Source organism: Amphiplicatus metriothermophilus (genome assembly GCF_900199215.1).
Lineage (GTDB): Bacteria > Pseudomonadota > Alphaproteobacteria > Caulobacterales > Parvularculaceae > Amphiplicatus > Amphiplicatus metriothermophilus.
In genome coordinates this window covers 267,847-281,429 of record NZ_FZQA01000003.1, presented here as the reverse complement: position 1 = coordinate 281,429, position 13,583 = coordinate 267,847, and the positions used below count along the sequence as shown (strand labels likewise).

At 64.5% G+C, this 13,583-nt stretch carries 8 protein-coding genes; all 8 read right to left on the bottom strand.

Features of this window, described 5'->3' with window-relative positions:
* Nucleotides 1–44: 44 nt before the first annotated feature.
* Nucleotides 45–1,211: an aminomethyltransferase family protein gene (locus CHB64_RS09075; RefSeq protein WP_089412290.1), complete on the bottom strand. Its 1,167-nt coding sequence runs from the start codon at nucleotides 1,209–1,211 to the stop codon at nucleotides 45–47.
* The gene (locus CHB64_RS09070; protein ID WP_089412289.1) at nucleotides 1,211–2,800 is read right to left on the bottom strand and encodes a phytoene desaturase family protein; all 1,590 of its coding nucleotides are present in this window, start codon (nucleotides 2,798–2,800) and stop codon (nucleotides 1,211–1,213) included. Before CHB64_RS09070 ends, CHB64_RS09075 begins: the two co-directional genes overlap by 1 nt.
* Entirely contained in the window at nucleotides 2,790–4,130 is a 1,341-nt protein-coding gene (locus tag CHB64_RS09065; RefSeq protein WP_089412288.1) for a hypothetical protein, read from the bottom strand. Before CHB64_RS09065 ends, CHB64_RS09070 begins: the two co-directional genes overlap by 11 nt.
* A 5-nt stretch (nucleotides 4,131–4,135) precedes the next feature.
* Nucleotides 4,136–7,072, bottom strand: coding sequence for a bifunctional [glutamine synthetase] adenylyltransferase/[glutamine synthetase]-adenylyl-L-tyrosine phosphorylase (locus CHB64_RS09060; RefSeq protein ID WP_089412287.1), 2,937 nt, complete (start codon nucleotides 7,070–7,072; stop codon nucleotides 4,136–4,138).
* A gap of 43 nt (nucleotides 7,073–7,115) precedes the next feature.
* A complete protein-coding gene (locus tag CHB64_RS09055; protein WP_089412286.1) occupies nucleotides 7,116–8,540 on the bottom strand; it encodes a sensor histidine kinase in 1,425 nt (474 codons plus the stop codon).
* A 145-nt stretch (nucleotides 8,541–8,685) separates the two neighbouring features.
* Nucleotides 8,686–11,073 carry an endopeptidase La gene (gene lon / locus CHB64_RS09050; protein ID WP_089412285.1) on the bottom strand — a complete coding sequence of 796 codons (2,388 nt, stop codon included), beginning with the start codon at nucleotides 11,071–11,073 and terminating at the stop codon, nucleotides 8,686–8,688.
* Nucleotides 11,074–11,282: 209 nt separating this feature from the next.
* Nucleotides 11,283–12,569, bottom strand: coding sequence for an ATP-dependent Clp protease ATP-binding subunit ClpX (gene clpX, locus CHB64_RS09045; RefSeq protein WP_089412284.1), 1,287 nt, complete (start codon nucleotides 12,567–12,569; stop codon nucleotides 11,283–11,285).
* A gap of 222 nt (nucleotides 12,570–12,791) precedes the next feature.
* On the bottom strand, nucleotides 12,792–13,424 hold the full coding sequence (clpP, locus tag CHB64_RS09040) for an ATP-dependent Clp endopeptidase proteolytic subunit ClpP (RefSeq protein WP_089412283.1): 633 nt from the start codon (nucleotides 13,422–13,424) through the stop codon (nucleotides 12,792–12,794).
* Nucleotides 13,425–13,583 lie beyond the last annotated feature (159 nt).

The following is a 13,583-nucleotide window of genomic DNA, read 5'->3' as shown; positions in this document are numbered from 1 at the left end:
ATCCTTTTCCTTTCGGTTCATGCTCCCAGCGCTTCTTGAACGCATCAGCCGGCCGATTCCGTCGCCTGACGCTGGGAGGCCCGGAAAGCCTGGGCAAGACGACTTTCCGGCGTCTCGAACAGGCGCGCCGCGACAGGCGCCCCCCCGCCCCGCCCGATAACGACAAGATCTTCGGTCCGGGCGAAAGCCTCCGCAGAAAGCTCCGCGAAAGCCGCTGCGCGCCTCAAACGCGGCGACCATGCCCAGGACGTGATTCGCCCGACCGGACCTTTCCGTCCATGAACGGGGGCGCCGGGCGAGGTTTCATCCGCATCAAGGATCACGACAGCCAGCATCCGGCGGCGCCGCGGCGCTTGAGCAAGCGCCCGCCGTCCATTGAACCAGGCCCGGTCCAGCGGGGCGAGATGAACAAGGCCGATCTCATCCGGCGAACGTTTGTCATCACCATGCGACACGGCGTCGGCGTTGATGAAATCCAGCCCCGGACGCGGCGTGCCGCCCTCGATCCGGATGATCTCCAGCGCGTCAAGGCCGATCGGCGTCGGCGCGCGGGCGCGCCGCAACCGCTCCCACAAGACAAGCGCTTCTTCATAAGGGAAGATGACTTCTACGCCCGGGAGCGCGCCGAAATGGACGGGGCGCGCGCAGGTTTCGACGCCGCGCACGCGCTTTTGCCGTGCAAGAGTCTCGCTTGCTGCGTCAAGGCCGGCTGCGGCGGCCGCGTCGCGCGCCTCCGGCCCCAGGATCGCAAGCGCCGCGACTCGTTGGGTGATCTCCTCGACCGTCGCTTCGAAGCCGCGGGCGGCGAGCTGCATCCTGCGGGCATGACGCAGAGATGTCGAAAGCAGAAAAAGCTCCTCTGCAAGTCGCGTCGCCTCGACGATATCAACCACGAATCCGCCCGCGTCGAGCATAAGCCCGCGCGCGCTTTCTCCCGGGATCAGACCTGACGCAGGCGCGCTCGTCACGCGCGAAAGCAGCGCGGCCGCATCCGATCCGCGCACCGTGTACCGAATGATCGGCCCGAAGTCCGCCATGACAGCGCTGGCGTGAGCCGCCTCATATTCCTCCGCGACATTCGAATAGGCGCGCGGGGTCGCCAGGCCGTTGACCGATGTCCAGCTGTTGGCCCGCGCGGCGGAAGCGACAGCGGAGAAGAGGGCCGTCGGGCTCGGGTCTTCCGTGCAGGGATTGTCCGCCGGAAAGATCATTATCCCCTGCCCCTGTGATACCGGATCGCCGCCTGCGCGGCGCGTCGTGCGGCGGCGCCCTGAATTCCGGGCCCCACTTGGGCTTCAGGACCGCAAAAGAACAGCCCGCGCACGCCCGAAGCGGCGGCGACATGGCGGGCGCGCGCCCATGCCGCCAGAACGGGCGGCGCGGCAGGCTCAGGCGGAAGGCGAATATCAACCGCGCGAATGCGCGCGGAAACCCCTGGGGCGATTTTTTCGAATGTCGCGCGCGCGGCGCGTTCGACCGCCCGGGCGAAGGATTCGTCAGCTTCCAGACGATAGGGCGCAGGATGGAGCAAGGCGGAGGCGACATGCCCCTGCTCCGGCCCGTTCGCGGGCGCGAGACCAGCTTCGAGCGCGCTTGGGAAAACGACCTCCATGATGAGCGGCGCCGCCGGCTCGCCCTCGCGCCAGCCTTCCCGTGCGGCGTTATAGGCGCGGCGCAGCTCCAGCCGGCTCGGCGCATAAAAGAGACGGCGCGCCAGATGGGGCTTGGCGCGCCCTTCCGGAAGGCCGCCGGCGAGCGCGAAATTCACGCGCACGGAGGCGATCTGCGGCGCAGGGGCGATCAATCCGGCCTGAAACTCGATGTCGAGGGCATTGGCGCCGATGAGCCCGGAAAAGGCGCGGCGGGCGTCGAGCGCGCAGACGACGATCGGCGCGCGAATCTGCCCGCCGTCTTCCGTTTCGACGCCGGCGACGCCGTCCCATTCGACGAGCACGCTCTTGACGGCGGCCGCCAGCCGAAAGTCCACCCGGCCCGCCTCAGCGGCGCGCCGCGCCGCTTTGTGAACGCCGAGAGCGCCCCCTTCCGGATAAGCGAACGCGCCCTGCAATCCTGCCGCTTCCCCCGCCCAACGGCGAACAAGCGACACGAATGTAAACGGATCGCCGGGCCGGGCGGCGCTTCTGAACGAGCCTTCGGCGGCGAGCATCGCCTTGAGCCGTTCGTCCGTAAAGGTATCGTCTAGAACCTCCTCGAGGCTGTCATGCAGCGCCCTGCGCATTCCGTCGGCGAGCGCGGCCGGAAGATCGCTCATATCGCCCCCCTCGAAAACGCCGCGCAGGATTTGCGCCGCATCGAGGGCGCGCTCGGCGAAAGCGGCGAAGGCCGCCGCGTCCGCTTCGCTCATGGCGGCGACCGACTCTCGCAGACGATAGATGTCGCCATCTGTGAGAAGCGCCGCTCCGTCCGAAAAAAAATAGACCGTATCGAGCCGACGGGCGGCATATGCAAGCCCATGCCGGTAAAGATCGAGCGCCGAGACAAGCTCAGGATCTAGCGCGCCTACAAGATGCTCGCCGTCGACGCAACGATAGCCAGGCGCGAACTCCCGTATTGAAGGCTCCGCCTCCTCGCCGCCAAGAAGAATCGTCTTGAGTCCGGCCTTGCCCAGCAGAGCGGCCGCAGCAAGGCCGTCGAAAGTCGCGCCGAGGACCAGCGCGTCGACGCCGCCTTCGATTCGTCCGCGCGGCGAAGGGCGCGGTTGATCTACCGGCTCTGACGAAGCGGACGGCGCCAGCGCTTCTTTTGGCTCCGTCAATAAATCCGTCGCTTCATGCGCCATGCACAAGATCCATCGCAAGACGCGCCGCCGCGCCGATCTCATCGTGACATGCCGGGGGAACGATCAGAACTCCCGGCCCGCGCGCGCTTTTCGCGGGCGAACGGACAAACACCTTCACGTCGACGCGGCGCACATCATGGGCGGCGCCGTTAAGAAGCTTGCTGAGCCGACGCGCGAGCTGGCGGCCGAGCGCCTGGCGATCCTGTTCGCTCCAATCGCGCGGCTGGTCGTCCGTATAGAACACAGCCGGGCAGTATGGGGCGCGCACATGGATCTCATCCCGCACGAACTCAAAATAGATGGGCGGATCGTCGGGCAATCGCCCGACGAGGGCCGCGTCGCGCGCCGCCTGCAACGCATCGATTGATCCCGCGGCATAGAAGATCGCGGCGGTGCTGCCGCCCGGCGGATCGGCGGGACGAGCAAGTTTCACGCGCGCTTCTGCGCAGGCGCCTTCCCGTCTCCCCATAGGCGTCGACGCGGCGGAAGCGGCGCCGAGGCGCGCCGCGATCTCCGACATGGCGCGAGAGGCCATGACGATCGGCGTGCGTAGCGCCTCGCCGTCGCTCAAGATGACATGGCGGGTCTTGTCGTCGGGCGCTTCGATGTCGCGCACGGCGCCGTCTATGATCGCCACGCTCGCGGCTTTGCAAACGTCCTCAAGCACTTTCACAAGCGAAGGCTCGCGATCGCCAGCGCGGAGCCGCCATGCCGCGGGCGCATTGGCGGCGGCCAGGGCGAGCGCAGAGCCGGGCTCGTCGCCGCCTAGACCGAAAGGCATAAGAGCGACGCTCGTCAGATGAGTCTTGAACGCTTCGTCAGAGAAGTAATCGTCGAGCAGCGCTTCGCAGTCCTGAGTCATCGACAAGGCGAGCGCTGTAGAGTCCTCGCTCGCCAGAGCGGCGAGCAATGCGCCGCCGAACGGCCTGGCCGCTTCGCCATGCATGATTTCATCCGCACGATTCCATAACCGCCGCATCTCCGCAGAAAAATCAGTGTACAAATTATGTATGCCGCCACAGGCCTCGTCCAGGATCTGCTTCATCCGCTGCCCGTTTCGGCTCGTGGCAAGCATGCGCCCGTCCTCGAAAACCGACACCAGCGCCTCGACAGGGCGGGCTTGCAGGGCGGTCCGGTGAAGGTCCAGCTGCCGCCAGACGAAATCCGGCACGCCCGGCGCAGAAGCGCCGTGCGAAGGTTCGTCGCCGGTCCGCACGACCGCCACGCGCAGCTCAATGTCCGCTCGCCGCCGCGCCGCGCAGGCCGCCGCCGCCAGCCCCGGCGCGTCGGCGCCGACGATCACCAGATCGAACTGACGGCGCTGTTTCATGACCTTTAACTTTTCCAGCCAGTCGGCAGGTCCGGCGCGCCGGCCGCCGCAAGGATCGTCCTTTCATAAAGGCTTCTGACGGCGGTCTGAAGCGCGGCGAGGCTCTTCTCGGCCTGCTCAATAGTGGAAACGCCGCAGGCCGCCGCCATTCGCGTTTTCATGGCCTCGCCCGCGTTCTCCGGCGCGAAACCGCTCCCCGTCGCCGCCCGGCCCACCTGCATTACAGCCTCAAATCGTTCGGACGCGGTTAATATGACATCCGCCGTCGCGGTGTCGATCACGCCGCGATCACGCAAAAAGCCGGCCATCGCGCGTATGCCGGGAGGGGGCGCTCCGACCTCGGCCCCCGCCGTGAGAGCGTGAAACGCCAGGATGAAATCGAGCTCGGCGAGACCGCCCAACGCCTGTTTCAGGTCCCAGGGGCCGGTCGCCGGCTTCGCCGAAAGCAGCCGCTCGCGCATGTCGTCGATGTCGCGGGCCACCTTCGCCGAATCGCGCGGGCGGGCGATCACGGCGTCGATCGCGCCCCTCACGCGCGCGCAGACCGCCGCATCGCCCGCGACGATCCGCGCCTTCAGAAGCGCGGACTCCTCCCATGTCCAAGCGTCGGCCTCATAATAGCGTTCGAACGACGCCAAGGTGACCGCCCAGGGCCCCTTCCCGCCTGACGGTCGAAGCTGCATGTCAACGTCATAGAGCGCCCCTTCTTCGGTGTTCGCCGACAGGGCGGTCAAAAAGCGACGCACCAGCCTGATGAAATAATCCGCCGCTTCGAGCTGTTTGGGACCGGTCGAGACGGCGCCCTCCGTCGCCTCGTAGATGAAGACGAGATCAATGTCGGAGCTCGCCGTCATCGCGCCGGCGCCGAGCCGGCCGAGCCCCAACACGGCGAGACCGCCTTCGATGCGGCCGTGGCTGCGCTCGATTTCCTCGCGCGCGACAGGTAGGAGGCCCTGAATCGCCGCGTCGGCCGCCGCGGTGAACAGGCGCGCGGCTTCTTCAGGAGAGATTAGATCAAGGATGAGCTGCGCGGCGATTTCGAAGTTCTGCTCAGAGGCCCAGCGCCGCGCCTCGTTGAGACGCGCCTCGTATGTCTCGGCCTTTACAAGCCGGTTCTGTAGCTCCGGCAGGAAGCTTTCCGGATCCGGCAGCTGTCCGGGCCAGCCGCTTTCCAACACCGCCTCAATCAGATGCAGCCGTTTCGACAGCTCGCGTCCCAGATACGGAGAAATCGTCATAATGCGCACAAGTATGTCGAAGACATGCGGATTGTTCGCGAACAGCGCGAACACCTGCACTCCCGCAGGCAAGCGCGAGAGGAACTGATCGAATGCCACGAAGGCGGCGTCCGGATCGCCGGCCTTTCCCAGCGATTCCAGCAAACCCGGCACGAGCTTTGTCAACAGCTCGCGCGCGCGCGCGGACCGGGTCGCGCGATAAGCCCCCGTATGCCAGCGGCGGATCGTGTCGCTGACGTCGACCGCGCGCTCGAAGCCGAGCTTCTCCAGCGTCTCCAACGTCGCCGGATGATTTTCAACGCCGGTGAAAATCAGGCTGCCGCCTTCGCCGGACAGTCTTTCCTCGCGTTCGAATAATTCCGCAAAAAGGTCATGAGCGTTTCTCAAGGTTTCTGTAAGACGCGTTTCAAATTCAGCCGCGCTTTCTTCGCCTAGAAAAGCTGCAAGCCTTTCAACGCCGCCCGGGTCGCGCGGGATCCGATGCGTCTGCTCATCGTTAATCATCTGAAGGCGATGTTCGACTTTTCTAAGATAGCGATAGGCGGCCGTCAGCTTTTCCAACGCTTCATCCGAGACCTGACCGGCTCGGTTAAGCGCAGCAAGGGCGTCGATGGTCGCCGACGCGCGCAAATCTGGATTCTTGCCGCCGAGAATGAGTTGCTGCGTCTGGGCGAGAAATTCGATCTCGCGGATGCCCCCACGCCCTGTCTTGATGTCATGCCCGTAAAATTCAAGCGCCTCGCCGCCCTTCGCCGCGTGAATCTGGCGTTTGATGGAATGGATGTCTTCTATCGCCGCGAAATCAAGATACTTGCGCCACACGAATGGGCGCAACGCCTTTAGAAACGTTTCGCCCACGGCGCGGTCGCCAGCGGCTGCGCGAGCCTTGATAAAAGCCGCGCGCTCCCAGTTTTGTCCGTGCGCTTCATAATAAGCTTCGGCGGCGCGCGTCGACACCGCCGCCGCAGATACGCCCGGATCGGGCCGCAGCCGCAAATCGGTGCGGAAAACATATCCATCAGCCGTCTGTTCGTTGAGGAGACGAACGAGCGTGCGCGCCGCAGCGATTGCGATCTCGCGAGCGCTCAACGGATCGCCCAAAGCCGGGGCTTCCGGATCGAACAGAACGATGAGGTCGATGTCGCTGGAGTAGTTGAGCTCGCGCGCGCCATGCTTGCCCATCGCGATGACGGAGATGCCGGATTCTTCCTCGCAGCGCGGACGGTCCGCGTTGCGAAGCCCTTTGCTCCCAAGCCCCCGCAACGCCGCCCGCAACGCGGCTCCCGCGGCGGCGTCCGCAAAGTCGGCCAGCGCCGCGCCGGCCTCAAGGCTCGTCCAGACGCCGGCGATCTCGGCAAGGCCAATCGCGAGCGCAGCCTCGTCTTTGGCCTTGCGCAGCGCGCGCATGACGTAGGCAAGATCGTCCGCATCGCCGGCGCGGTCGGCCGCCTCGAGTACACTGTCTAGCGTCGCCTCAAGGGAGCGCTCGAACAGAGCGAGGACGCCTCCGGCGTCGCGCGCCATGAGCCGGCTGAGATACGGTGAAGCGCCGCCCACGGCGCGTGCGAGCGCCTGGGCCGACGGCGGCAAGCGCCCCCAGATCCCCCCCAGCGCCTCTTGCAGCCGTCCCGCCGCCGCCTCGTCGTAGACGCGCGGAATATCCTGAATCCGGCTCGCCAGAGAGTCAGAAGAAAAGGCGCTCATAGGGCCATATCACCATGACCACGACGGCGAGGCAAAGTCTCCTTCACGCCCGATCGAAAGCCGGAAAAGCGAGCGTGACGCTAAGGCCGGGCCGATCCTCCTGCCCGCCTGCATCGCTGATATTAAGCCTCGCTCCGTGCGCGCGGGCGACGGCGGCCACAAGGCTCAATCCCAGACCGCTTCCCGGCGTGGAGCGGCTCGTCTCAAGCCGCACGAAGCGTTTGAGAATATGCGGCCGTTCTCCTTCCGGCACGCCAGGACCGTCGTCTGAGACGGACAGGAGAACCCCGCCCGCCTTGCTCTTGCCGACGCGAAGCGCGATTTTCGTTCCGTCTACAGCGTATTTAAGAGCGTTGTCGAGGAGATTGGCGATAGCCTGAGAGATGAGCGCGCGCGAGCCCCGCACGGGAGGACACGGACTCGTATGCACGCTGAGCGAAAAGCCGGCTTCCTGCGCGGCCGGTTCATATAGCTCGGCCACCTCCTGCGCGATCGCGGCGAGATCGACCGGATCCATATGCCCCGCGCCTTCGCCGGACTCGATGCGCGCGATCGACAGCAACGCATTGAAGGTCGCGATCATACGCTCGGCGTCTTCGAGAGTCGCGCGCAGCGCGGCGTTCTTCGCGGCGTCGCCGGCTTTCAGCGCTTCCGTCAGCCGATTGCGGATGCGGGTGAGCGGGGAGCGCAGATCGTGAGCGATATTATCGGAGACTTCGCGCATTCCCGTCATCAGCCGTTCGATCTGGTCGAGCATGGCGTTCAGATTGATGGCGAGATTCTCGAGCTCGTCGCCCGATCCCGTGAGCGCGATGCGTTTCGACAGATCGCCGCCGCGGATCGCCTTGGCCGTGCGATTGACCGCGTCGACCCGGCGCAACAACGAGCGCGAAAAAACCAGACCCATGACCATGCCAATAGCGAGAATCGCCAAGGCCGCGCGCACGATCACGCCCTGCAGACGCTGGCGAAGGTCTTCGCGCCCGGCGATGTCGCGCGCCACGAAAACAAGAAAGAAATTCTCCGCATCAGGAGAGGAGCGGAACCGCCGTATTTTTCCGCGCGCCTCCCGCCGGTCGACTCCGATCTCCCGCCCTGCGGCGTCGACGAGAGGACGCTCGTAAACGAAGTTGAAGAAATCTTCCTCCGCCGTCAGAGCTTCCGGCGGCAGAGCGGTCAGGTTGCCGGACAGAATCGCGCCGGAGGGAGCCGCGATCAGCATATATAGCCCGTCGTCGCGCCAGGCCGCCCGTTCCCGGATGACCCGGCGCAAAGCGCCGGCGCCTTCCGCGGCGAAAAGCTCCGCCAGCACTTCGATTTCCTGATCGATGACAGAGTCCGTCTGCTTGGCCGCGACCCCGAATGTTTCGTTGTAGAGATACGCCCCGAGCGCCGCGACCGCAGCGGTGAACACGATCACATAGACGATCGTGAAGCGAAAGGTCGTGGTCCGCAAAAGCCGCAGCATGAGGCGAGGCTTTCAGCCCTTTTGTCGCGCCAGCGTTTACGCACCCTTAACGGCAACCGCTCGCCCTGTCATGCGGGTGCGCGGCCTTGCCCGCCCGGCCGCGCCAAAAAGAAAGAAGCGAGGTCCGCCGCCATCCCCGACTGTCTTAGTGAGTGACCACCGCCTCGCCGTCCGAATCGCCCGCAGGAACAGACGCGGCAGGCTCCTGCCATTCAATCGGCGTGAGCGGGCGCACCAGCGCATGCGCCAGGACCTCGTCCACGGTCTTCACCGGGATGATCTTGAGGCCTGCTTTCACGTTGTCAGGAATCTCGGCCAGATCTTTTTCATTTTCCTCAGGGATCAGCACCGTCTTGATCCCGGCGCGCAGCGCGGCGAGCAGTTTCTCCTTTAGGCCGCCGATGGCGAGCACCCGGCCCCGCAGGGAGATTTCGCCGGTCATCGCCACATCCTTGTGCACCTCGACGCCCGTCAGCACCGAGACGATAGCGGTCGCCATGGCCACGCCGGCCGACGGCCCGTCCTTGGGCGTGGCGCCTTCAGGCACGTGAATGTGGATGTCGGTCTTCTCGAAAACGGGCGGCTCGATTCCGAACAGAGTCGCGCGGCTGCGAACATAAGAAGACGCCGCCGACACCGATTCTTTCATAACTTCCTTAAGGTTGCCGGTCGGAGTCATGCGGCCCTTGCCGGGCATCTTGACCGCTTCGATCGTCATGATGTCGCCGCCGACCGACGTCCAGGCGAGGCCGGTGACGACGCCGATACGATCTTCGCCCTCTATCTCGCCGTAACGGTATTTCGGCACCCCGAGATAATCGGCGATGTTCTCAGGTGTGATGGCTACGCTCTTCGCGTCGCCGGTTTCGATCGTCCGCACGGCCTTACGCGCCAGCCGGGCGAGCTCGCGTTCAAGATTGCGCACGCCCGCCTCTCGCGTGTAGCGCCGGATCAACGTGTTGAGGCCGTCGTCGGCGATCGACCATTCCTCCTCCGACAGCGCGTGGTCTGCGCGCAGCTTCGGAATGAGGTGTCGTTTGGCGATTTCGCGCTTCTCATCCTCCGTGTAGCCCGGAATCCGGATGATCTCCATCCGGTCGAGCAGGGGCTGCGGCATGTTGAGGCTGTTCGCCGTCGTGATGAACATCACGTCGGACAGATCATACTCGACTTCAAGATAATGGTCGATGAAGGTCGAGTTCTGTTCCGGATCGAGCACTTCCAGAAGCGCCGAAGACGGATCGCCGCGGAAATCTTGCCCCATCTTGTCGATCTCGTCGAGCAGGAAGAGCGGGTTGGACTTCTTCGCCTTTTTCATCGACTGGATGATCTTGCCCGGCATCGAACCGATGTAGGTTCGCCGGTGTCCGCGGATCTCGGCCTCGTCGCGCACGCCGCCAAGCGAGACGCGCACGAACTCGCGCCCCGTCGCATTGGCGATGGACCTGCCGAGCGAGGTTTTGCCTACCCCAGGCGGGCCGACGAGGCACAGAATCGGGCCCCTCAGCTTGTTCGCCCGCTTCTGCACCGCGAGATATTCGACGATGCGCTCCTTGACCTTCTCGAGGCCATAATGGTCCGCATCGAGAACTTCTTCAGCCTTCTTGAGATCGGTCTTGATCTTTGATTTGTTGTTCCACGGAATGGAAAGCAGCCAGTCTAGATAGTTGCGCACGACTGTCGATTCCGCCGACATCGGCGACATCATACGCAGCTTCTTGAGCTCCGCCTCGGCCTTGGTCCTGGCTTCCTTCGACAGTTTGGTCTTCTTGATGCGATCCTCAAGCTCGGCAAGCTCGTCGCGACCGTCGTCGCTTTCGCCGAGTTCTTTCTGAATCGCCTTCATCTGCTCGTTGAGATAATACTCGCGCTGCGTCTTCTCCATCTGGCGCTTGACGCGGTTGCGGATCTTTTTCTCGACCTGCAGCACGCTCATTTCGCCTTCCATGAAGGCGTAGACCTTCTCCAGGCGCTCCGCGACGTCAAGCGTAGCCAGAAGCTCCTGTTTCTCTGCGAGCTTAATGTTGAGATGCGCCGCCACCGTATCGGCGAGCTGCGAGGCGTCGTCTATCTGGTTGACCGAGACGATCACTTCCGGCGGCACGCGCTTGTTGAGCTTCACATAGGCTTCGAACTGCGAAATCACCGAGCGCGCCAGCGCCTCGCCTTCGCGAGAAGCGGGCGTCGGCTCGTCCGGCAGCTCCGCCTCGGCTTCGAAAAAATCCTCCGTACGCGTATAGCGCAGAATACGGGCGCGCTGCTCGCCCTCGACCAGCACTTTCACCGTGCCGTCCGGCAGCTTCAGAAGCTGATGGACCGAGGCCGCCACCCCGATATCGTAAATATCTTCCGGTCCGGGATCGTTCTCTCCGGCGTCTTTCTGCGCGACGAGCAGGATTTTCTTGTGGTGCTCCATCACGTCTTCGAGTGCGCGCACGGACTTTTCCCGCCCCACGAAAAGCGGCACCACCATGCTCGGAAACACAACGATGTCCCGGAGCGGCAGGACGGGATACGTCACGATCTCGGTCATTCGGTTCTCCTAGACGCTGTCGGATCGGTCCTCTACGCCATTCGGCGGCGATTCCGCCCCAGAATACATCCAAAGCGCTTATCGCCCGTAAAGGAGCGGGGACCAAACCGCCGCCTCGAGAGGCGGCGACCGATAGTAATGTGGCGCCCGGATTTCAGGATTCAAGCCGGCGCGCCGGGCGAGCCGGCCGCTCGGCGTAAGCTGCGCGGTCAGGCGCTGGCGTCGGCTTCCATCGCCTCTTTGCCCCGGCGCTCTTCATAGATGTAGAGCGGCTTGGCGTTGCCCTCGACGACCTCGCGATTGACCACCACCTCGACGACGCCCTCAAGCGTGGGCAGCTCGAACATCGAATCGAGCAGGATGCCCTCCATGATCGAGCGAAGGCCGCGCGCGCCCGTCTTTCGGGCGATGGCCTTGCGCGCGATGGCCACACGCGCGTCGTCGGCGAAGGTGAGCTTCACGTCCTCCATCTCGAACAGCCGCTGATACTGCTTGATCAGCGCGTTCTTGGGGGTGGTCAGGATCTGGACCAGCGCGTCCTCGTCGAGATCCTCCAGCGTGGCGATCACCGGCAAGCGCCCCACGAATTCTGGAATGAGCCCGAATTTCAACAAATCCTCCGGCTCCACCTCCCGGAGGACCTCGCCGACGCGGCGGTCGTCCGGCGCGTTGACGTTGGCGCCGAAGCCGATCGAGGTCCCGGCGCGCCGGGCCGAGATGACCTTCTCAAGGCCGGCGAACGCGCCGCCGACGATGAACAGGATGTTCGTCGTATCGACCTGCAGGAATTCCTGCTGCGGATGCTTGCGACCGCCCTGGGGCGGCACCGAAGCGACGGTTCCTTCCATGATCTTGAGGAGCGCCTGCTGCACGCCCTCGCCGGAGACGTCCCGGGTGATCGACGGATTGTCGGATTTGCGGCTGATCTTGTCGACCTCGTCGATATAGACGATGCCGCGCTGGGCGCGCTCGACATTGTAATCGGCCGCCTGGAGGAGCTTGAGAATGATGTTCTCGACATCCTCGCCGACATAGCCGGCTTCGGTCAGCGTCGTCGCGTCCGCCATGGTGAACGGCACGTCGAGAATGCGGGCGAGCGTCTGGGCGAGCAGCGTCTTGCCCGAGCCCGTCGGGCCGATCAGCAGGATGTTCGACTTCGCCAGCTCGACATCGTTGTTTTTCGACGCGTGATTGAGGCGTTTATAATGGTTGTGCACCGCCACCGAGAGCACGCGCTTGGCGTAGCTCTGGCCGATCACATAGTCGTCAAGAACCTTGTGTATCTGCTGGGGCGTCGGAACGCCGTCGCCCGCCTTCACGAGCGAGGATTTCGACTCCTCGCGGATGATATCCATGCACAGCTCGACGCACTCATCGCAGATGAAGACCGTCGGGCCCGCGATAAGCTTGCGCACTTCGTGCTGGCTTTTTCCGCAGAACGAACAGTAAAGGGTGTTTTTCCCGTCACCGCCGCTTTTGCCGCCGACTTTGCTCACGCTGACTAAACTCCCTTTCGGCGCCGCGCCTGGGCGGCCTTGCAATCGTTCGCCCCGTGTCCGCGGCGCTTGGGCCGTCTCGCCGCGCCGGAGCGGCGCCGGCCCCGGCCGGAAACCTGCACGAAGGGCGCCACCCCCGCGACGGAGCCCCTGCAGACGCATTCGACCATAATCCCGGCGAGGCGATCAAGCCGCCATTTCCGCCGGATTGCGCCCATCGCCCTAGCGCTCGTCCTCGGAGGGGACGGGCCGGCGCGTGAGCACCTGGTCGATCAGGCCGAACTCCACGGCCTCCTCGGGGGCCATGAAATGGTCCCGATCGAGGGTCCTTTCAATGACTTCATAGGGTTGGCCAGTGTGCTCCACATAGATCTCGTTAAGCCTGCGTTTGAGCTTGATGATGTCCTGGGCGTGGCGTTCGATGTCGGAAGCCTGGCCCTGGAACCCGCCCGAGGGCTGGTGGACCATGATCCGCGAGTTCGGCAGCGAGAAGCGCAGGCCCTTCTCCCCGGCCGCCAGCAGCAGCGAGCCCATGGAGGCGGCCATGCCGACGCACATGGTCGAGACTGCCGGGCGGATGTAGCGCATGGTGTCGTACATGGCGAGGCCGGCCGACACCGAACCGCCCGGACTGTTGATATAAAAGGCGATTTCCTTCTTGGGGTTTTCCGCTTCCAGGAACAGGAGCTGGGCGACGACAAGCGTCGAAACCGCGTCATGCACCGGACCGGACAGGAAGATGATGCGCTCTTTCAGCAGCCGGGAGTAGATGTCGAAGGCCCGTTCGCCGCGGCTCGTCTGCTCGACGACCATCGGCACCAGGGTGTTCATGTAGATGTCGTAGGGGTCTTTCATTCAGTTTTTCCTGCCCGTTTCGCCTCAGAAACCGACGCCGACAGTCGGCTCAGCCATGATATGGGCGCCGTCGCCCGCGAAGGCCAGCTTCTCGCGCCGCCCCCGATTCGCCGTCAAGGCTACGCGGCGGCGCTTAAGCGACGGTTATTCCGGTTTCCC

Bases quoted from the DNA above. Each gene is read 5' to 3' on its own strand.
- CHB64_RS09060 (WP_089412287.1), bottom strand. From the start codon at position 7,072: ATGAGCGCCTTTTCTTCTGACTCTCTGGCGAGCCGGATTCAGGATATT.
- CHB64_RS09065 (WP_089412288.1), bottom strand. From the start codon at position 4,130: ATGAAACAGCGCCGTCAGTTCGATCTGGTGATCGTCGGCGCCGACGCG.
- lon (WP_089412285.1), bottom strand. From the start codon at position 11,073: ATGACCGAGATCGTGACGTATCCCGTCCTGCCGCTCCGGGACATCGTT.
- clpP (WP_089412283.1), bottom strand. From the start codon at position 13,424: ATGAAAGACCCCTACGACATCTACATGAACACCCTGGTGCCGATGGTC.
- CHB64_RS09055 (WP_089412286.1), bottom strand. From the start codon at position 8,540: ATGCTGCGGCTTTTGCGGACCACGACCTTTCGCTTCACGATCGTCTAT.
- CHB64_RS09070 (WP_089412289.1), bottom strand. From the start codon at position 2,800: ATGGCGCATGAAGCGACGGATTTATTGACGGAGCCAAAAGAAGCGCTG.
- CHB64_RS09075 (WP_089412290.1), bottom strand. From the start codon at position 1,211: ATGATCTTTCCGGCGGACAATCCCTGCACGGAAGACCCGAGCCCGACG.